This window comes from Listeria goaensis, from assembly GCF_900186125.1.
Classification (GTDB): Bacteria; Bacillota; Bacilli; order Lactobacillales; family Listeriaceae; genus Listeria; species Listeria goaensis.
On sequence record NZ_FYBQ01000011.1, the window covers coordinates 80,210 to 100,145 of the forward strand.

Consider the following 19,936-nt stretch of genomic DNA (forward strand, 5'->3'; position numbering starts at 1 on the left):
TTGCTAAATTTCGATTTCGGAGGGTCAAAATGAAAAAAATTATGCTCATTTGTTCGGCAGGAATGTCAAGTAGCCTACTTGTAAAAAGAATGACTGAGGTAAGCTCTGAACGCGGGATTGAAACGGAAGTACTCGCTGTTGCTGAGGCTGATGTTCATAAACATATCCAGAATACGGACGCCGTTTTACTCGCACCGCAAGTTCGTTTTTTAGCTAAAAATTTAAAGAAAAAATTAGATCCACTTGGAATACCGGTTGAGATTATTGACAGCATAGACTTTGGCACCATGGATGGAAACAAAGTATTAGATCAAGCATTTCGAATGATGCAAGCGGATAATTAAAGAAAAGGACGTGTATAAAATGGAATTAGAACAAACTATTATGGGACTTATCGTTTTTGGAGGCAACGCAAAAAGCGATGCTATGCTCGCTATTGATGCAGCAAAAAAAGGTGATTTTGAAAAAGCCGACGAACAAATCAAATTAGCGGAGGAAGCTTTACTCGAAGCACATCATTCGCAAACGGCTTTAATCCAAGGAGAAGCTCGTGGTGAAAAAACAGAAGTGTCGCTTTTACTTGTGCATGCACAAGACCACTTGATGAATGCCATCACGTTTAAAGATTTAGCGAAAGAAATTGTTGAACTATATCGCACGAAATAAGAGAAGAGAGGGTTTTTGACTATGAGAAAATTAGGTATTTCGGTTTTCCCGCAACATGTTGCCTTAGAAGAATCACTACAATATATTGAAACTGCTGCAAAATATGGCTTCAGTCGTATTTTTACATGTTTAATTTCGGCAAACGATAAAGAAGAATTCGCGAAACTCGAAACGATTTGTAAACGCGCGAATGAGCTCGGTTATGAAGTTATTGCCGACGTTGATCCGACTGTTTTTGAATCGCTTAATGTTACTTATCAAGAACTTGACCGTTTTAAAGAAATCGGCTTATCTGGTTTACGCCTTGATTTAGGTTTTTCGGGCGCGGAAGAAGCGGCAATGAGCTTTGATGACAACGATTTAATGATTGAATTAAACATTAGTAACGGTACACGTTATGTTGAAAATATTTTATCTTATAAAGCAAATGTGGCAAACATTATCGGTTGCCATAACTTTTATCCAAGACGCTACACGGCGCTTTCACGCGAGCACTTCTTACGTACGAGCAAGCAATTTAAAGATTTAAACTTAAGAACGGCTGCTTTTGTTTCTTCAAACAGCGGCGAATATGGTCCGTGGTTCGTTGTAGACGGGGGACTTCCAACGCTTGAGGAACATCGCGGCGTGGATATTACTGTTCAAGCGAAAGATTTGTGGAATACCGGTTTAATTGACGATGTTATTGTGGGGAACATGTTCGCATCTGAGGCGGAGCTAAAGGCACTCGGTGAACTGAACCGCAACGAATTACAAATCGCAGTTGAATTTTTACCAGGAACAACTGCTGTTGAAAAAGAAATCGTGTTGACGCAAAAACACTTCAACCGTGGCGACGTTTCCGCTTATGTTATCCGTTCAACGATGACGCGCGTAAACTTTAAAACGCATGATTTCCCAGCTCATGATACGGAAAAACTTGCTTTAGGTGATGTGACAATCGATAACAACGGCTACGAGCGTTACAAAGGCGAAATGCAAATTGCTCTCCGTGATATGGAAAACTCTGGCAACACAAATATCGTGGCCCGTGTCGTTCCAGAAGAACGCTATTTGCTTGAAAATATTCTTCCGTGGCAACATTTTAGATTGGTGGAGAAATAAGATTAAGAAAAAGTGGTCGCGGAAGCGACCATTTTTTAGTAGAATGATTTATACAACTTTAATTGTTTAAAATAAAAGAGTTTAGGATATAAATAAACAAAAATCCAGTGAAATCCATTTCGAAAGATGGAATTATTACTGGATTTTTGCTTACCTATGTTTCTTTTTATAGATGTCCTGAGAGGGAATCGAACCCACGACCTACAGCTTAGGAGGCTGTCGCTCTATCCTACTGAGCTACCAGGACAAAAGCCTAACGAATTAATTTTATCAAACTAAGAGCGACTTTTCAAGGAAATAAAAAGCGCGTGATCCTTATTTTAACAAGGTTCACACGCTTTTTTTATTTTCCAGCTAGCTTATCTAATTTTTCGATATACTCCAGTGATTTTCCTGTGCCAATCGCAACCGATTCCATCGGACTTGGCGCCATATGTACTGGCACATCAATTTGTTTTACAAGCCATTCTTGTAAGCCTTGAATGAGGGCACCGCCACCAGTTAAAACAATGCCGCGGTCAACAATATCGCCACTTAATTCCGCAGGGCATTTTTCAAGCGTCAGGCGGATTGCTTCCAAAACACGATTTAATAGTTCAGAAATCGCATGTTGGATTTCATTCGAGGAAATTTCTACCACTTTCGGAAGACCAGTGAGTAAATCGCGTCCGCGAACTTCCATTGTTTTTTCCGCATGCGGGATAGGCGCGTAGCCGAGTTCCATTTTGACGCGTTCAGCTGTGGATTCGCCAATTAAAACGTTATAATTTTTCCGAATGTACGCGATGATTTCTTCATCGATATGATCGCCGCCAGTTCGAATCGAGGTACTAGATACAACCCCTCCATAAGAAATAATCGCAATTTCAGTCGTTCCACCACCAATGTCGACAATGGTGTTCGCCAGTGGCTCGTCAACCGGAAGATCGGCTCCAATTGCGGCGGCTACAGGTTCCTCAATTAGAACGACAGAGCGCGCCCCCATGCTGCTAACCGCATCGGTAATCGCGCGACGTTCAACGGAAGTTGCTCCCGTAGGCGTACAAACGATTACTTTTGGTTTCTTAAAACCTCCGCCTGCTGCGTTAATCCGTCGCATAATTTCCTGAAGAAGGCCGCTAGTAATATCAAAATCTGCAATAACTCCATCTCGCATTGGCCGTATCGCCACGATAGACGCAGGTGTTTTTCCAATCATATTTTTAGCTTCTGTTCCAATCGCTAAAACTTGTTTCGTGTGTGTGTCTAAAGCTACTACAGAAGGTTCGTTTAAAATGATACCTTTTGATTTGCTGTAGACGAGGATGTTCGCCGTACCTAAATCAATCCCAATTGTTGAACTCCCAAACATTTTAACACCTAACTTTCTTTAACAATAAAATACTCGGCACAAAAGGCCTTATGGAACAGTATAAAGCTTTTTCGCGCGTTAAGCACCAGATTTAGCTTCATGATAAGAAATGTTAATCAGAACCTTTTCTTTTTTTGAAGAAAGTAAATTCACCGTAATCTCTGTAATAAAAAAACATGTCGCGACCATCGTTTAAAATGCGATTGCCGCGACACGTTTAATGATGTGCTTTTTCATATTGAATGTACATAACGTAATAAATCAGTCCACTAATGACCGCCAAACTGGCAATAATCGCAAAAGTATAAAAATACCCAATGAATGTCGCAAGCGTAATGGCAAGTGGAGCAATGACTTTCCCGAGCGTATACCGAAGGCCCGCCGCCGAGAAATACATCGCCCGCTTATCTTCCGGTGCTAGTTTGGAAACGAAATTTTGCTGTATACCTACAGTCATCAGTTCAGCAAAACTAAATAAAATGATAGCGAAAATGGCACCAAGTGCGCCTGTTGAAATGGCAAAACACATAATAGCGATGCCGTATAAGAACGAGGAATTCATAAAGACAAATTTTTCCTTGTAACGTGTCATCCAGCGTGTCATAAACACAGTGAGTAACGCGACACAAAAGCCGTTGATGGAAACGACGACGCCAAATAGCTTTTCGCCGCTAAGCGGGATACCAAACAAGCTTGATGCGCCAATGACTTCTTTAATATAAAGCGGGAATAGAAGGTCAAGTTGCATGAAAGATTGCGAAATAATGACGCCAGCTAAAATGTAGAGGAAAAATATTTTATCTTTGAAAATTAATTGGTAATTTTTAATTTGCTCCATTAAAACGGTTAAAATATTTTTGCTCGCTTGTTCCTTTCTTAAGACTGGGTTTAGCGCGAGCGGCGCCGTTTCATGACCAAATTTTTGCAAAAGAAAAAGAAGAACAATATCAAAAAATGTAATCGCGAGTAGCGTCTGAACGGTGAAGCTGTTAAAGACGACCGCCCCAATAATTGGGCCAATCACAACGGCGATGTTAATCATCATGTAGAAAACCGAATAAACATGGCTACGATGTTCTGGCTTCACAACGTCAGCAATCATCGCCTGGCTCGCCGGCTGATAAAACGCCATAAAAATACTCGCAATCGTGAATCCAAAAAAGCTCAGGTACGGTGAGTCAACAAACGAAAGTGCCCCAATGGCAAAGATTAAAAAACCAATTCCTTCACCAACAACGGAAATGCTCATCATCCGTTTTCGTCCGTAAACATCAGCGAAATAGCCACCGAGTAACGCAGTAATAACGGCCAAAAGTTGCGAAACAATCAGGAGCAAGCTCGTTGTTTGCCGCCCAATCGCTTCTGAAAAATATAAAGTCAAAAAAGGGAACACCGTCCAAAAAGAAATATCAAGCAGTGCCTCCCCAAAAAGGCGCACTTTTAAATTAATATCCCATGTAGAAAATCTCATCATATACCTTCTTTCTCTGTTTAAAATAAAAGAAGCCCCTCCCGAAATTGCAAGCAGGAGGGAGCTTTCACGCGGTATATGTTATACGCAAAGGATTTTAAAATGCCCAGTCGCCATTACGAAATACAGGAATCGTTTCACCTGATTTCGTGATGCCATCAATGTTCATCTTATCTGAACCAATCATAAAGTCAACATGCGTTAAACTCGTGTTAACACCGCGCGCGTCAAGTTCCTCACGACTCATGTTTTCACCGTTTTTAATGTTAAACGCATAAGCGCTTCCGATTGCTAAATGGTTTGAAGCATTTTCATCAAATAGCGTGTTGTAGAATAAAATACCGCTTTGTGAAATCGGGGACGGATCTGGAACGAGCGCCACTTCGCCTAAATAGTGAGAGCCTTCATCTGTATTCACTAAATCTTGTAAAATATCCTGTCCTTTTTCAGCTTCAACGCCTACAATACGACCATCTTCAAAAGTAAGTTTAAAGTTATCGATAACGTTTCCAGAGTAACTTAACGGTTTTGTACTAGAAACGTAACCTTTCACGCTCGTTTTTTCCGCGCAACAGAAAACTTCTTCCGTCGGCATATTTGCCATAAATTCATGCCCTTTTGCATTATAACTACCAGCACCCACCCAAACGTGGTCTTCCGGTAAACCAATATAAAGGTCAGTTCCCGGAGCTGTGTAATGTAATGTTTTAAATTGTTTTTCGTTTAATTCATTTGCTTTAGCATTTAAAGTAGTATCGTGGTTTTTCCAAGTTTCAACGGGATTATCCGTATTGACGCGCGTTGTTTCAAAAATGGTTTCCCAAAGTGTTGGAACTTGTTTTTCGAGTGGTAAGTCAGGAAATACTTTCTCTGCCCAGCCAGCAGAAGCAGCTGCCACAACAGTCCAGCTTACAACATTCGCCATTGAGAGTTCACGGAATTCACTAAGTGCTTCTCCCATTGTTTTTTGGTTAGCAGAAATTTTTTCACTTGCTACGTCTTTAAGTAAATCAGGATTTTCTGATACGATGGAAATAAAACAAGCACCTTCTTTAGCGAGTTCAGTTCGTTCTTTCACGCGATGTTCAGGAGCTGTTTCAAAAACGGACAGCGGGGCGCTGTGATAGCGCTCAAGTGTTACCGCTTCATCATTCCAATTTACAATCACATCTAAAGCACCTGCTTCAAATGCATACTTGGTAATTAAACGCGTAAGAGGCGCCGATTCGATGCTAGAAGCAATCACAACTTTTTGATTTGGCTGAACATTCACACCAACTTTAACGATTAGTTCAGCGTATTTGTTTAACTTTTCATTAAATTTTGTCACAATATATCACACCTATCTTTTTCGATAAGATAATAGTAGCTTAAAATTACTGGGAAAGCAACGATTGAGCAAGAAAAAACCTGCACATTTTTATATTGTACAGGTCAATTCATTATTTTTTTCTAAAATAACTAAAACCAAACATGATTAAAGCACCAATTAATGTGGAAAATAAAATCACGAGAACTAAAGGCATTTCAACATGCATGAAAATGAAGTTTACACGAACCTTTTCGGCATTCACAGCTGCAAAAATAATAATAAAAACAACTAAAATTGCACTAACGATTAGTTTAACAGGAACTGGTTTCTTCGTACTGTTTTTTTTAGGTGTTGCTTGATCATTGGCCATCTCGATTCCTCCTTTTCAATTATCATAAGGAATAATCGGAGAAAAAACAAACGATAAGAATAAATTTGACAATATTTCGAACTTTTTATAAAACGTATTTTTTTTTGCATAAAAATTGATATAATGTATTTAAAAAAAAGAAGATGGGGAATTTATGAGAATTTTTATTGCGTTATTGTCATTTACAGTTGCTGTTACGGGTTTTATTTTTCAGATAAATACTCAAAACGTTGTGTTGGTCAATATTTTTAGTGTTTCTGCAGAAGAAATGGGACGATTTGGTTACATATGTTCAAGCCTAATGGTTACGGCAAGTATTTTATACTTAGTGGGGAAAAATAACCGTTATTTAAGCTTAACCGCTGTGGCTACTTGGGGAATGCTTGCATTAGTTGGTTTCTTTATTGAACCAGGTTATCAGTCGATTTTATTTATCCGTCCCATTACATGCGCGCTATGCATCATTTTAGCATTATTCGTATTCATTCCATCATTTAAAAATCAAAATCAAGATTAAATAAAAGAACTAAGCCAGTCACTGGCTTAGTTCTTTTATTTTGTAGAAAACTATCATTTTCTTAGCCTAAAAGCACGTCCACATATGTTTTAGCATAAGCTTCTGCACGCTCAACGTCCTCTTCGTCAGGGTCTAAATCTACTTTTAGCCCAGCAACAGGGACTGTCGCACCTTGTTCTTTTAAGCGGGTTTCAACAAGGTCTACTGTTAAGCAGAACTCATCATAAAATGTATCGCCCGACCCGAACGATGCACAAACTTTTCCAGAAAAGTCTACATCAGCCATATCCTCATAAAAATCAACAAATTCATCTGGAAGTTGACCGTCGTCATACGTGTAACCACCGATAAGCGCTCCGTCGTAGTCAAGTAAATCTTCCGGTTCAACATTGATACACTCTTCGATTTCAACTTCAATATCGTATTTCTCTAATTCTTCACCTAAGATGTCCGCAATTTCTTGAGTGTTTCCAGTCATACTTGCATAAACAATCATCACTTTTGCCATCTTCTAACCACCATTTTCTAAGAATTTTGTGAACAGCTATTCATAATGTAAAAAAATGGATAGCTTGATAAAGTCTTCACCAATAACTCTATTATAAATGTTCGAAAAAATTGTGCAACCTTTTTTATAGAATACTTTATTTTATGCTAGTAGAAGGTTATAATAAAGAATAGTGGAATTTTTTAGGGAGGATGAAAAACGAAATGATCACACTTAAATCACGCCGCGAAATTGACGAAATGAAACGTGCTGGCGATATTTTAGTTGCAACACACCAAGAAATCGCAAAATTAATTCAACCAGGCATTACAACTTGGGATATTGAAGTGTTTACAGAAAAGTTTTTAAAAAGCCAAGGAGCTACTCCGGAACAAAAAGGCTTTGAAGGATATGAGTATGCGACATGTGCAAGCATTAATGATGAAATTTGCCATGGTTTTCCGCGCAAAACCCCTTTAAAAGAAGGCGATATAGTGACGGTTGATATGGTCGTGAATTATCACGGAGCGCTTGCAGATTCAGCTTGGACTTATGCTGTCGGTGAAGTGAGCGACGAAGTGAAGCACTTAATGGAAGTAACGCGCAAATCACTTTATCTTGGAATTGAACAAGCTCAAGTCGGAAATCGAATTGGCGACATCGGTCATGCCATTCAAACGTATGTCGAAAACGAAAAGTTAAGTGTCGTACGTGATTTCATCGGTCACGGTGTTGGCCCAACATTACATGAAAAACCAGAAGTCCCACATTACGGACAACCCGGTAAAGGACCTCGCTTAAAAGAAGGCATGGTAATTACAATTGAACCAATGGTAAATATTGGTGATTGGCGTGCTAAAATGGACGATAATGGCTGGACAGCTCGAACTGTTGATGGCTCACTTTCTGCGCAATATGAACATACGATTGCGATTACAAAAAATGGTCCAGAAATTTTGACTTATCAAGGTGAAAACGACTAAAGACAAAACTGCAACATACACATGTTGCAGTTTTTTAAGAAAGAAGGGATAAAATGGGGGAGAAGCTTACAATACAAAGAACAAAAGTCCCATTCACTAAAGAACGTTTGCTCACTGAATTTAGAGAAGCCGGCTTAAAAGAAGGGGACACGATTATTTTTCACGCCTCCATGTCACAAGCTGGCTGGATTTGTGGCGGTGCTATTACACTTATTGATGCACTGCAAACGGTTATAACGAAAAGTGGAACGATTGTCATGCCTGCTCAAACAGGAGGCTTGTCCGACCCGGAAAATTGGGAAAACCCTCCAGTACCAAAAGAATGGTGGGAAGAAATCAGAGAAACAATGCCAGTCTTTGATCCAAACCGAACACCGAGCTATAAAATGGGTGTTATCGCAGAAACTTTCCGAGCACTTCCAGAAGTGTCAAGGAGCAATCACCCCTTTTATTCCTTCACAGCTTGGGGGAAACACGCGGCAGAAATCCTCGAAAATCACTCTTTAGAACATGGTTTTGGGGAAAATTCTCCTTTAGGGAAGCTGTATCAAATAACAGGTAGTAAAATCGTTTTGTTCGGTGTTGATAATGATTCAAACACATCGCTTCATTTGGCAGAAGAACGGTCAAACAAAGTCGCAAATAAAATGAATAGAGCGACACTGCTTAAAAACAATGCGCGGGTTATCCAAATGTTTGAAGAAAAGAATTACAACAGCGAAGTGTTCTTAAAAATCGGCGAAGTTTTTGAAAAAGAAAAGGGGAGCCACAAAAAAGAAATTGCGCTCGCCCCGTCTAAAATATTCGATTTAAAAGAATTTGTTGATTTTGCGGAAAACTACTTAAATACGAATGAAGCTTAATTCTTCAGCAAATAATTGCATTTCCCTAGGGCTAATCAATTTTTTGCGGTGAATTAACGTATATAAATCGAGCAATCTATCATAATGAATGTTTTCGAGTTTTAAATTTTCAAATACACCGCTGTTTACCATTTTTAGTTTGGAAGTAATCTCTTTTAACATAAAATCCACATTTTCTTGAGAGGGATTTTCTAAATTCATACGGTTTGGCCCCTTTTTATTCGTAATAAAAAGCATTTTATCATAAAATAACATGGTGCGCGAATTTTAAAGGACTAGAAAAAATGGTTGGAAGGAGGAATTTTTTATGCTAAAAATGCTAACGAGGCACCCGCTATATCGTTTTATCCGCATTATTATCGAGCGTTTTGGAAAGAATGATGTTTCTGGAAGTGCCGCACAGCTAGCCTATTATATGCTTTTTTCAATCTTTCCGATGCTTTTAATTGCGGCGACATTACTCGCCTATTTAAATATAGATAAAGATGCTGTTTTTAATTTAATTCAAGAGTTCGCTCCAAAAGAAATTATTAACTTTTTAGAAAGCAATTTAGATTCGTTGCTCTCAAACCGAAACGGTGGGTTGCTATCGATTGGGATTATTGGGACACTTTGGTCAGCTTCAAATGGTATGAATGCTGTCACAAAAGCACTTAACAAAGCATACAGTGTAAGCGACAGACGTAATTATTTCATCAAGCGTTTTGTATCGATGGTTTTTACACTCGCGATGTTAGCAACGGTTGCAATCACGTTAATTTTACTTGTATTCGGTCAACAAATTGGCTTGTTCGTTTTTGACCATCTGCATGTTTCACCTGAGGTCATAGATTTCTGGAATAATATTCGCTGGTTAGTAACAGTCATTGTTATTTTTGTTGTTTTTACATTTTTATATTGGGTTGCACCAGCGAAGCGCAATCATTTGTTTAAAATCTTACCAGGTGCGCTTTTTTCAACAGTCGGATGGTCGCTTACATCAATGGGTTTTGCATTTTACGTCAATAATTTTGGCAACTATTCAGCGACATACGGCAGTATCGGTGTCATCATTATTTTAATGTTATGGTTTTATCTGACAGGCATTATTTTAATGATTGGCGGCGAAATCAATGCGACACTTCTCATTTTAAAACAGAGAAGAGCAGTCGGCGAAATCAATTAAAAAGGACTGGCGATTTTATCGCCAGTCCTTTTTTTATGACCGAATTTCATTTAGCTTAGCGCGAATTAAGTCCATAAAATAAACCGCATCCGCTTCATTGTGGATATCAATTTCGTCAATGTTGACAACAAGCGTGTCACTATGATCGTAAGCGTCAAACCAGTCATCATAACGCGCATGCAAGGTGGTGTAATAGTCCAGCAAGGCGGGATTAAGCTCAATTTGCTCATAAGGACGTCCGCGCAGTTTAATGCGTTTTAAAACCGTTTCTAAACTTCCGCGCAAATAAATGAGCAGATCAGGCGACTTTTTCGGAAGCGTACTAATCTCTTCCATCATGTTGTCCAGTAAATCCAAAAACGTATCCATTTCCGGCTCCGAAATATTCCCGTCCTCAAAATTAATTTTCGTGAAAAGCGCATCCTCATAAATGCTGCGATCTAAAACATTATTTTGATCTAAAAGGGCGCGTTTAATGCTACGAAAACGCGTATTTAAAAAATAAATTTGTAGCGCAAAAGCCCAGCGTTTCGGGTCGCTATAAAACATTTCAAGAATACGATTATCTTGAATACTCTCATAAAATGCCTTTGAACCAAGTTCCTTTGCAATCAGCTCCGTATAGCTGCTTTTACCAGCGCCAATCATTCCAGCAAGTACAATCACGTTTTTTTCCATCCTTTCAAAAAGCCTCCTTCGTTCAGTAAAACCAAGGCTGATATGGCTATTGTACCAAATTTTAGCTAAAAACAGCCATGACAAAACTCGCAATTTTTGGTAGTATAAGAAAGAATGAATGGAGGAGAGCATGTTGAGCGAAGCGCAAATCAAGGTCGGACAAGAATTCCCACTCACCATCAAAAAAATGGGAATTAACGGCGAAGGAATCGGATATTTTAAAAGAACTATTATTTTTGTTAAAGGCGCACTGACGGATGAAGAGGTCGTCGTAAAAGTGACTAAAACAGCGCCAAAATACAGTGAAGCCGTGGTGCGTAAAATCAGAAAACCATCAACCAATCGGGTTGTCGCGCCTTGTCCCGTATACGAAGCATGTGGGGGCTGTCAGTTGCAACACGTATCCTATTCGGCGCAACTACAGTTTAAAAAAGATATTTTAATTCAAGCGCTGAAGAAACATACAACGTTCAATACCGACAAAATGAAAATTCGCGATACAATTGGTATGGAAGACCCGTTCCGGTACCGCAATAAAAGCCAATTTCAAGCGCGAACTAATCAAGACGGCGCTATCGTGACAGGTCTTTTTGGTGCGGATTCACACGAACTTGTGCCAACAAGTGATTGTCTCGTACAAGATGAGCGGACGGTTGAAATCACGAATTCGGTGCGCGATTTACTTACGAAATACGGGATATCCGCGTATGATGAAGCAACCGGCCGAGGATTCATCCGCACAATTGTTGTCCGCGTGGGCGTTGAAACGGATGAGGTGCAACTTGTTTTTGTGACGACAAGCGAAAAATTTGCGAAAAAACAAGAAATCCTAACAGAAATTAAGGCGCGCCACCCAGAAATTGTATCAATCATGCAAAACATCAATTCTGATAAGACGTCTCTAATTTTTGGAGATAAGACGCTTCTTTTAGATGGAAAGGCAAGCATTGAAGAGGCGCTTAAAGAGCTTCATTTTGATTTATCGGCACGTGCCTTTTTCCAGCTCAATCCGAAGCAAACGAATCGTTTATACGAGGAAGTTTCAGAAGCGCTTACGCTAACTGGCGATGAAAAAATTGTCGATGCGTATTGCGGCGTGGGCACAATTGGGCTTTCGCTCGCTAAAAAAGTACAAGAAGTGCGCGGCATGGACGTGGTCCGTGAAGCTGTTTTAGATGCGCAAAACAATGCAGTGAAAAACGGAATTACAAACGCACATTATGTGACTGGAACGGCAGAAGAAGTCTTCCAAAATTGGCGAAGTGAAGGCTACGCGCCTGACGCAATCATTGTTGACCCGCCGCGAACTGGACTTGATGCAAGTTTAACGCAAGCCATTTTAAGCGCTCGTCCGAAGCAACTTGTCTATGTGTCATGCAATCCTTCTACGTTAGCCCGCGACTTAGCTTTATTCGAAAAACGCTATCGCATTCGGTATTTGCAGCCGGTCGACATGTTCCCGATGACAAGCCACGTGGAGTGTGTCGTGAAGCTGTCGCTAAAATCAAATCAAAAGAAAAAAGTAAAAAGCTGATCCCCCGCGGAATCAGCTTTTTTTGTTTACAAACTGTAGGCTATGTGTTGCATTTAGACATGAAAAGGAGGGAGAATTTATGTCCAAGGCAAGCTACATCGCTTCCTTACTTCAAAATGGCCAGTTCATCGAGAAGTACAAAGAAGCGGGTAATTCTATGTTGCCCATCATTAAGTCAAATCAGCCAGTTAGTTTAGAACCCGTGAATGAACACACTTTATTAGAACCGAAAACAATCGTTTTTTGTAAAGTAAAAGGGAACTACTACACGCACCTGATTTCTGCCGTGCGTTCGCGCAATAATGAAATGGAATTTCAAATTTCGAATAACCATGGCTTTGTAAATGGTTGGGTCAAACGTAGAAATATTTTTGGAAAAGTAGTCAAAATTTGGTAATCATGCCAAGTTTTTTTTAATGCCGAAAATTCTCCTTTTTCGTGAATGCGCTAACTATAAAAGTGACGAGAATATTTGCCAGTAGTGGCAGGAAGCCAATGTTAATATCGCTAATTGTGCGCGGCAAGTCAGGGAAAATCGTCGCAAGCGTCATGCTGTAATTGCTGACAAAAATGGTAATTAAAATCCCCGTTGCAATTCCTGAAATGGCGCCGGCCGTTGTCACTGGATTGCGCTTCATCAAACTTGCAAAGAGCGCCGGACAAAGCTGCACAATGAGACTGTAGCCCACTTGAAGAATCGCTGCAAGCGCATTGCCACCTTGGAAAACGAACACGCAAGAAAGGGCGCCAAGAAGCGGCACGAAAAGTTTGGACAACCTTGCGACACGCGCCTCGTTGTAGCTTCCTTTTAACCCAAAGACAATGTTTTTAGAAAATAAGGTACTCGCTGTCATTAAGAGCATCGAACCCGGCACAAGTGCGGTGAGCATGCCCGCCGCCCCAATGATACCCACGAAAAACGGGTTAAAGCTTTGAATGGCGAGCTGAATGAGTGCAAGATCGCTTTCGTCACCTTGCAAGCCGGGCACTTTAATGACGGCTGTAAATCCGATGAAAATGACAAATAATAGCATGAGCGTGTAAATTGGGCTGATTATCGCATTTTTACGGAAAGTATTTGCGTTTTTTGCGGTAAACGTAGACGCGAAAACTTGCGGCCACATATAAAAACCGAGCACATAAAAGAGAACAGTACTAATAAACCAAGTTACCGTGTAAGTGGTTTCTGGAAATGTTAGCAGTTCTGGCTTAATTGCAGCTACTTGTGTGAAAAGTTCGCCGTAACTGCCAAAATAGTGGAGTGGCAAATAAATTCCCATAAACACAATGACAAATAAAATCATAAAATCTTTTAAAACGGAAATCCAAGCAACGCCGCGAATTCCTGAAAGAACGGAATATAAAATGATGCCGAGCGTTCCGATTATTATCGCGGCATTCATTGGGATTTTTCCATATGATGTGAGCGAAACTATGATGCCAAGCCCTTTTAGCTGAATGACGATAATGGGAATAATCGCGATAACGCCCACGATAGCCACGATAACGCCAAGCCATTTGCTATCATATTTTTTAGCAAAAAAGTCAGACTGTGAAACAAGGCGATGCTCATGCGCATAAGACCAAATAAGCGGAAGTAAGAAATAAGACGAAACATAAGAAAGCGCAATGTAAACCATCACATAAACCGCTGAAATCCCCTTCGAATACGTCCAGCCGCTCCCACCTAAAAACGAGAACGTCGTATACACTTCACCCGCCGTTAAAAGAAAGACAAATACAGTATTAAAGCTTCGGTTCCCGACCGCCCAATTTTCAAGTGTCATTTTTTGTTTTTGCTTCGCGCGAATTGCTAAAATAATCGTTAAAATAAAAAAGGCCGAAATAATAAAAAGCGCCGTCATGATAAATTATCCTCCCCGTTTTGTTCCCATTTATACAAAAGAAACAAAATGATAGAGGACAGAATAACACCCGCCGCAATATAAGCTAAAACAAATGGAATTCCAAAGATAAGTGGGTAAATTCGATTTGCAAATGGAATCCCACCTAAAATAAATAAAAAGGGGATAATAAGCAACCACTTTTTCATATTTTTCCTCCTAAAATTTACTGCATTAATGCCCAAATAATAATCGCATCAAAAGCTAAAAGTCCGAGCACAACTGCCACCGAAATTTTAATGAGCAGTTTTTTATCCGTTGATTTTTTCGCCATATAAAATCCTCCATAAAGTTTACTATACAAAAGATACCATAAAAAGCGTTAAGACACCAAAAATCCCACTTTCAAACTGAAAGTGGGATTTTTTCCTAAAGTGAAGCCATGACAGCATCGCGAAGTCGTTCGGCAGTTCCAGCTCCGCCGCGGTTGTCATAGTAAGCTTTAAAGCGATCGTCGTCCACATACATGTTCACAAGACCAATGTGTGCTTCTTCCGAATAATCTGGCCAAGAGAAGGAGAGCCATTCTTTATGAGCCAAATAGATGTCTTCCTGCAAGGTCGCATCCGTTTTTGCGCGTTCCAACAAGTCAAATAGCTTGTCATTTAACGCCTCCATCTTCGCGAAATCATCTTCCGAAAGGTTCATCATTTTCGCATTGCTCGCATCGACCGTTTCGTCGCCGTATTTTTCACGAATTTCATCGCCGTACTTTGCTTCATTTTTTTCAATTAAATCTTTCTTAAATCCTTCAAATTTTTCTTTGTCAGACATGTTCACCATTCCTTCCATGTTTTCAAGCGTTTTCTCGACATTTCGAATCAACGCATCAAGTCGTTCTTTTTTACGAAGGAGTTCCTGCCGGTGACTTTTTAGAGCCTCTTTTGGCTGAAAAGTAGGGTCCGTGACGAGCGCTTTAATTTCAGGAAGAGCCAGATCCATCTCACGATAGAACAAAATTTGTTGTAGTAAATCAAGCTCCCGTTGCCCGTATATTCGGTAGCCACTTGTCGAGAGCCTTGCCGGTTTTAAAAGCCCAATCTCGTCATAATAGCGTAGTGTACGTGCACTTACACCAGCTAGTTTCGCCACCTTTTGAATTGTGTATTCCAATTCCAACCACCTCCGTATTCATATTGTAAACCTTAACGTTACGTCAAGGTCAACTAGATTTTTTAATTAATTTTAGGCTTGCAAAAATGTAAGCTAGAATATACGTGGGAACGCTTTTCAAGAAGGGACCTATCTGCTACACTAGACGTATAGAAAAAATTTGGAAGGCGTGAACCTTTTTAATGCAAGCACGAAATTTAAAATATCTTGTCCTTTGCCTTCCGATTTTATATCTCGGGTACGGGATTACACTAGCGCTCCAATTTGGGAGCAGACCCGAGCTCATTAATTCAGCCGCAAATGGATTGTTTTTACTTATCATTACTTTTATTTTAACAAAAAAAGCTGTTTTAAAGACGAGTATTGATTTTGTTTGGTTTATTGTTTTTATTTTATACGTGTTTGTATTACACCATCTTGTTATGTACATTGCTTTGGGGGATTTTGTTAGCAGTACTTACATAGGGAATTTTTACATTCAAACGGATATGATTAACCTCAAGCCTTTTACAACAATCGAAAATACGGTTAGACAAACTTTACCGACAATGCCGACAATCATTCAAATTGTAGGAAATGCTTTGCTTCTTGCACCACTTTCTTTCTTTTTACTTTATTTTAAAATTTGTAAAAGGGCAAGCATGGCCATTTTAGTTGTATTTCTTACATCTTGTACGGTTGAGCTCGTTCAATTTGCACAAACAACACTGATTACCGGTTTTGATGGTATTATGCTACCAACTGGTCGTTCAACGGATATAGACGATGTGATTTTAAACACCTTAAGTGGTTGTTTGGGCGTTATTGTGATGTATAGCGTACCAACGCTTCGAAAACGAATTGGGAAAAGAAAGCGTTAATTCTTTGACAAGCGAAGGAGAATGGAAATGAAAGAAAAATTACTACAAGCCTATGATTTTTTCCAGAGAAATAGTAAGATTGTCAAAATCGTCTTTGTTTCTCTTATTATGTTATTCGTCATTTACGAGGTCATCAACATTTTAACGACCGTCGATTATAGCTCACTCAAGCAAAATTTAACTTCACAAAGCCCGGAGAGTATTTTTATTATGGTCATTGTCGGGCTAGTTGCCGTAACGCCGATGCTTATTTATGATTTTGTCATCGTCAAACTTTTACCGGGGAAATTTTCAGCGATGCACGTTGTCTCCTCAGGCTGGATTACAAATACATTCACCAATATTGGTGGTTTTGGCGGCGTTTTGGGCGCTTCTTTACGCGCTAGTTTTTACGGGAAAAATGCATCACACAAAGAAATTTTACTTGCGATTTCAAAAATAGCATTATTTTTAGTTTCTGGACTATCCATTTACTGTTTAATTGGCCTTACAACACTGGCCATTCCAAATTTTGCGAATCATTTTATCAGCTACTGGCCGTGGCTTCTTGGCGGCGGACTTTATTTTCCGATTTTATTTACAGTCACCAAATGGAAAAGCAAGTCGCTGTTTGAAGACTTGCCGCTAAAACGTGAGTTGACATTAATTTCTGCATCGCTTTTAGAATGGGGCTTTGCATTTGGTTGTTTTGTCATCATTGGCTTTTTAATGAATGAACCAGTCGATTTGATGAAAGTATTTCCACTTTTCGTCATCGCTTCTGTTATTGGGATTATTTCAATGGTTCCAGGCGGTGTCGGCACATTTGATTTAGTCATGCTTTACGGCCTCGGGCAGCTAGGCGTTTCAGAAGAACTGGCACTCGTGTGGTTGTTGTTTTACCGAATCTTTTACTACATTGTCCCATTTATCGCAGGCTTATTTTTCTTCGTACAAAAAGCCGGCAAACGATTTAACGATTATTTAGAAAATTTACCCTTTCTATTTTTACAAAAACTAGCGCATCGTTTCCTTATTATTTTCGTTTATTTCAGCGGTTTACTGCTCGTTATTTCTTCTGTTGCACCATTTGCAATCTACCACGTCCCATTTTTGTATAAACTCATGCCCTTTGGTTTTCTGTTCATCTCCCAGGTTACAAACGTCGCGTTTGGTTTTCTGCTGCTTGGCCTAGGTCGAGCTATTGAAAGCAAAACGAAAAAAGCCTACATCACAACGATTATCATACTAGGCTGCGCGATTTTCAACACCTTGGCGCGTGTATTTTCCATCAAACAAGCGATTTTCCTTGGCATCATTTTACTGTGCGTGTATTTAGCGAGAAAAGAATTTTACCGTGAAAAATTTGTGTACACGTGGAGTAAAATCATCATGGATGCGGTCATCTTTATTGCCTGCCTAGCCGGATATGTTATCATCGGTATTTACAATTCGCCGAACATCCAACATAAAAAGCAAATTCCGGAATACTTGGAAATTGCGTCTGAACACGTGTGGGTAACCGGCTTCATCGGCATGCTCATCGCGGTCATCTGCCTAGTAGCCATCTACATTTATTTCTCGCAATCCGAGGAAAAATTTGGCAGCCCTTTTGAAGCCGAAAAAGTGCGCGCCCATTTAGAGAAGTGGGGCGGCAATGAAGTAAGCCACACCATGTTTCTGCGCGACAAATTGCTATTTTGGGCACAAGATGGCGACGTCCTTTTTGGCTTCCGAATTATCGCCGATAAAATGGTGATTATGGGCGAACCTACGGGGGATCCAAATCGGCGTGATGCGGCCATTTTAGAACTGCTTGAGAAAGCGGATTTGTTCGGCTATCGCCCCGTATTTTATGAAGTCCGCGGGGACATGTTGCCATACTTACACGAAATTGGTTTTGACTTTATTAAACTAGGCGAGGAAGGTTACGTTGATGTCACCAACTTCTCTCTTTCTGGGAAAAAGAAAAAGGGGGAGCGCGCTTTAATGAACAAATTTGAACGCGAAGGCTATCAATTTGAGATTCTCGAAGCGCCGTTTAGCTCTGATGTTTGGAATACGCTGCGTAAAATATCCAATGAATGGCTAGACGGTCGTACGGAAAAAGGTTTTTCTCTAGGCTTTTTCGACACCTATTATTTAGAACAAGCGGGGGTTGCGGTTGCTAGAAATGAAGCTGGAAAAATCATCGCCTTTGCGTCCATGATGCCTGCTTATAACGATGAACTTTCCTCGATTGATTTAATGCGCTACGGCAAAGAAGCACCATCAGGTATTATGGATTTCCTCTTCATCAATTTGTTTGAAGATGCGAAAGAAAATGGCTATCAAGTTTTCAATATGGGGATGGCGCCACTTGCCAATGTCGGCGAATCCAAATACGCGTTTCTCGGCGAACGTATGGCGGGACTTGTTTACCGCTATAGTCAAGGTTTCTACGGATTTAAAGGGCTTAGAAACTACAAGGCAAAATACGTCAACGTCTGGGTGCAAAAATTTGTCGCCTACCGAAAACGGAGTTCCATTGCCTTTACAATGTTACAACTCATGCTTCTAGTAGGGAAAAAACGCCAATTATCCCACAATCAAATAATTTTAGAAGTCCCGCTCTCTGAGTCAGAAGAATAATAAAGAGGCGTAGCAAAGCGCTACGCCTCTTCATTTATTAAATCGTCCAAAGCTTCTTCTAGCGTGTTAAATGTGAACTCGAAATGATGGGCGAGTAGTTTATCTGGATACACGCGTTGACTATCTAAAATCATCGCAGCTTTATCCGCAAGTGCGAGTCTAATGGCTCTTTTAGGAACGGGAGTTTTGTACGGACGATGTAATTTCTTCCCAAGTAGCTCGGCGAATTTTTTCTCTTGGACGGGGTGCGGAGCGACCAAATTGATGGCGCCATCTAGTTCTTCCTTTTGAATGATGAAGCGGATAGCAGAGATAACGTCGTCAATGTGGATCCAAGAATACCATTGTTTTCCGCTGCCGAAGCGTCCACCGAAGAAATTTCGGAAGGCTTTTTCGAAAATCGGAAACGCACCGCCGTCTGTTCCTAAAATGAGGCCAAAGCGGGCGAATGCAACACGAATGCCGTATTGTTCGGCTTTTATCGCCGTTTCTTCCCACTCGTGAACAGTGCGTGCTAAAAAGGTACGGCTCATAGGTGTTTCTTCGGAATCGCTATAAATGGCAGTTTTAGAAGAAGGATAGACGCCAATTGCGCTCGCATTAATCCATACTTTTGGTCGGACATTCATTTTGCGAACAATTGCTAGGAGTGCGGCTGTTGCTTCCACGCGACTCGAAACAATGGCGCGTTTTCGTTCTTCCGTGTAGCGCCCGTCGGCTAAACTAACACCAGCTAAATTGATAACCGCATCAAAAACGTGTTCTTTTAAATCAGGAAGCGGGGTTTCATCTGTTAGCCAGTTAATAAAATGGACATTCGCATAATCGGCTTGGTTGCCGCGCGTCAAAATATAAATATCATCCATCGTCTTTTCAAAGTCATGCGTTAAATGGCGCCCGACGAAACCAGTTCCGCCGGCAATTAAAATTTTCATAATCGGCTCACCT

At 40.2% G+C, this 19,936-nt stretch carries 22 protein-coding genes and 1 tRNA gene; 11 read left to right on the forward strand and 12 right to left on the reverse strand.

Annotated elements, in window-relative coordinates:
• Window positions 1–29: 29 nt before the first annotated feature.
• From CFT42_RS12045 to CFT42_RS12055, 3 genes are read left to right on the forward strand one after another with little or no spacing between them, the layout of a single operon-like run.
• Complete coding sequence (locus CFT42_RS12045; protein ID WP_088816223.1) at window positions 30–344, forward strand: PTS sugar transporter subunit IIB; 315 nt, start codon at window positions 30–32, stop codon at window positions 342–344.
• A 19-nt stretch (window positions 345–363) separates the two neighbouring features.
• A complete protein-coding gene (locus CFT42_RS12050) occupies window positions 364–666 on the forward strand; it encodes a PTS sugar transporter subunit IIA (protein ID WP_088810898.1) in 303 nt (100 codons plus the stop codon).
• Window positions 667–687: 21 nt separating this feature from the next.
• Complete coding sequence (locus CFT42_RS12055) at window positions 688–1,770, forward strand: DUF871 domain-containing protein (RefSeq protein ID WP_088816224.1); 1,083 nt, start codon at window positions 688–690, stop codon at window positions 1,768–1,770.
• 173 nt (window positions 1,771–1,943) lie between these two features.
• Here the strand turns inward: CFT42_RS12055 and CFT42_RS12060 are convergent.
• The 5 genes from CFT42_RS12060 to CFT42_RS12080 form a co-directional block, all read right to left on the reverse strand.
• Window positions 1,944–2,017, reverse strand: a tRNA-Arg gene (locus tag CFT42_RS12060).
• Window positions 2,018–2,113: 96 nt separating this feature from the next.
• The gene (mreBH, locus tag CFT42_RS12065; RefSeq protein WP_088810902.1) at window positions 2,114–3,121 is read right to left on the reverse strand and encodes a rod-share determining protein MreBH; all 1,008 of its coding nucleotides are present in this window, start codon (window positions 3,119–3,121) and stop codon (window positions 2,114–2,116) included.
• Window positions 3,122–3,338: 217 nt separating this feature from the next.
• Window positions 3,339–4,592, reverse strand: a complete 1,254-nt coding sequence (locus CFT42_RS12070; RefSeq protein ID WP_088810903.1) for an MDR family MFS transporter — start codon at window positions 4,590–4,592, stop codon at window positions 3,339–3,341.
• 97 nt (window positions 4,593–4,689) lie between these two features.
• Window positions 4,690–5,922 carry an aminopeptidase gene (locus CFT42_RS12075; RefSeq protein ID WP_088810904.1) on the reverse strand — a complete coding sequence of 411 codons (1,233 nt, stop codon included), beginning with the start codon at window positions 5,920–5,922 and terminating at the stop codon, window positions 4,690–4,692.
• 112 nt (window positions 5,923–6,034) lie between these two features.
• Entirely contained in the window at window positions 6,035–6,274 is a 240-nt protein-coding gene (locus CFT42_RS12080; RefSeq protein WP_088810905.1) for a LapA family protein, read from the reverse strand.
• A gap of 154 nt (window positions 6,275–6,428) precedes the next feature.
• On the opposite strand from CFT42_RS12080, the gene CFT42_RS12085 reads away from it, so the two are divergent.
• The gene (locus CFT42_RS12085; RefSeq protein WP_088816225.1) at window positions 6,429–6,791 is read left to right on the forward strand and encodes a hypothetical protein; all 363 of its coding nucleotides are present in this window, start codon (window positions 6,429–6,431) and stop codon (window positions 6,789–6,791) included.
• 61 nt (window positions 6,792–6,852) lie between these two features.
• Here CFT42_RS12085 and CFT42_RS12090 read toward each other — a convergent pair whose 3' ends face one another.
• Entirely contained in the window at window positions 6,853–7,299 is a 447-nt protein-coding gene (locus tag CFT42_RS12090) for a flavodoxin (RefSeq protein WP_088810907.1), read from the reverse strand.
• A 203-nt stretch (window positions 7,300–7,502) separates the two neighbouring features.
• On the opposite strand from CFT42_RS12090, the gene map reads away from it, so the two are divergent.
• Window positions 7,503–8,261, forward strand: coding sequence for a type I methionyl aminopeptidase (gene map / locus CFT42_RS12095; RefSeq protein WP_088810935.1), 759 nt, complete (start codon window positions 7,503–7,505; stop codon window positions 8,259–8,261).
• A gap of 53 nt (window positions 8,262–8,314) precedes the next feature.
• On the forward strand, window positions 8,315–9,124 hold the full coding sequence (locus tag CFT42_RS12100) for an AAC(3) family N-acetyltransferase (protein ID WP_088810908.1): 810 nt from the start codon (window positions 8,315–8,317) through the stop codon (window positions 9,122–9,124).
• Here CFT42_RS12100 and CFT42_RS12105 read toward each other — a convergent pair.
• Window positions 9,104–9,325, reverse strand: coding sequence for a DUF1128 family protein (locus CFT42_RS12105; RefSeq protein ID WP_088810909.1), 222 nt, complete (start codon window positions 9,323–9,325; stop codon window positions 9,104–9,106). The genes CFT42_RS12100 and CFT42_RS12105 overlap by 21 nt on opposite strands.
• A gap of 106 nt (window positions 9,326–9,431) precedes the next feature.
• On the opposite strand from CFT42_RS12105, the gene CFT42_RS12110 reads away from it, so the two are divergent.
• A complete protein-coding gene (locus tag CFT42_RS12110) occupies window positions 9,432–10,289 on the forward strand; it encodes a YihY/virulence factor BrkB family protein (protein WP_088810910.1) in 858 nt (285 codons plus the stop codon).
• Between the two features lie 33 nt (window positions 10,290–10,322).
• Here the strand turns inward: CFT42_RS12110 and CFT42_RS12115 are convergent, their stop codons facing one another.
• Window positions 10,323–10,967: a deoxynucleoside kinase gene (locus tag CFT42_RS12115; protein WP_088816226.1), complete on the reverse strand. Its 645-nt coding sequence runs from the start codon at window positions 10,965–10,967 to the stop codon at window positions 10,323–10,325.
• 133 nt (window positions 10,968–11,100) lie between these two features.
• On the opposite strand from CFT42_RS12115, the gene rlmD reads away from it, so the two are divergent.
• Both rlmD and CFT42_RS12125 read left to right on the forward strand, forming a co-directional pair.
• On the forward strand, window positions 11,101–12,501 hold the full coding sequence (gene rlmD / locus CFT42_RS12120) for a 23S rRNA (uracil(1939)-C(5))-methyltransferase RlmD (RefSeq protein WP_088816238.1): 1,401 nt from the start codon (window positions 11,101–11,103) through the stop codon (window positions 12,499–12,501).
• A gap of 79 nt (window positions 12,502–12,580) precedes the next feature.
• Window positions 12,581–12,898, forward strand: coding sequence for a phage repressor protein (locus CFT42_RS12125; RefSeq protein ID WP_088810912.1), 318 nt, complete (start codon window positions 12,581–12,583; stop codon window positions 12,896–12,898).
• 16 nt (window positions 12,899–12,914) lie between these two features.
• Here CFT42_RS12125 and CFT42_RS12130 read toward each other — a convergent pair whose 3' ends face one another.
• The 3 genes from CFT42_RS12130 to CFT42_RS12140 all read right to left on the reverse strand — a co-directional run bounded on the left by CFT42_RS12130 (window position 12,915) and on the right by CFT42_RS12140 (window position 15,518).
• The gene (locus tag CFT42_RS12130) at window positions 12,915–14,366 is read right to left on the reverse strand and encodes a sodium:solute symporter family protein (protein ID WP_088810913.1); all 1,452 of its coding nucleotides are present in this window, start codon (window positions 14,364–14,366) and stop codon (window positions 12,915–12,917) included.
• Window positions 14,363–14,554: a DUF3311 domain-containing protein gene (locus CFT42_RS12135; RefSeq protein ID WP_088810914.1), complete on the reverse strand. Its 192-nt coding sequence runs from the start codon at window positions 14,552–14,554 to the stop codon at window positions 14,363–14,365. Before CFT42_RS12135 ends, CFT42_RS12130 begins: the two co-directional genes overlap by 4 nt.
• A 220-nt stretch (window positions 14,555–14,774) precedes the next feature.
• The gene (locus tag CFT42_RS12140) at window positions 14,775–15,518 is read right to left on the reverse strand and encodes a MerR family transcriptional regulator (RefSeq protein WP_088816227.1); all 744 of its coding nucleotides are present in this window, start codon (window positions 15,516–15,518) and stop codon (window positions 14,775–14,777) included.
• A gap of 182 nt (window positions 15,519–15,700) precedes the next feature.
• On the opposite strand from CFT42_RS12140, the gene CFT42_RS12145 reads away from it, so the two are divergent.
• Together CFT42_RS12145 and mprF are read left to right on the forward strand one after the other, a co-directional pair.
• A complete protein-coding gene (locus CFT42_RS12145) occupies window positions 15,701–16,378 on the forward strand; it encodes a VanZ family protein (protein ID WP_088810916.1) in 678 nt (225 codons plus the stop codon).
• A gap of 27 nt (window positions 16,379–16,405) precedes the next feature.
• Window positions 16,406–18,988, forward strand: a complete 2,583-nt coding sequence (gene mprF / locus CFT42_RS12150; RefSeq protein WP_088816228.1) for a bifunctional lysylphosphatidylglycerol flippase/synthetase MprF — start codon at window positions 16,406–16,408, stop codon at window positions 18,986–18,988.
• A 20-nt stretch (window positions 18,989–19,008) separates the two neighbouring features.
• Here mprF and CFT42_RS12155 read toward each other — a convergent pair whose 3' ends face one another.
• Complete coding sequence (locus tag CFT42_RS12155) at window positions 19,009–19,923, reverse strand: TIGR01777 family oxidoreductase (RefSeq protein WP_088810918.1); 915 nt, start codon at window positions 19,921–19,923, stop codon at window positions 19,009–19,011.
• Between the last annotated feature and the right edge of the window lie 13 nt (window positions 19,924–19,936).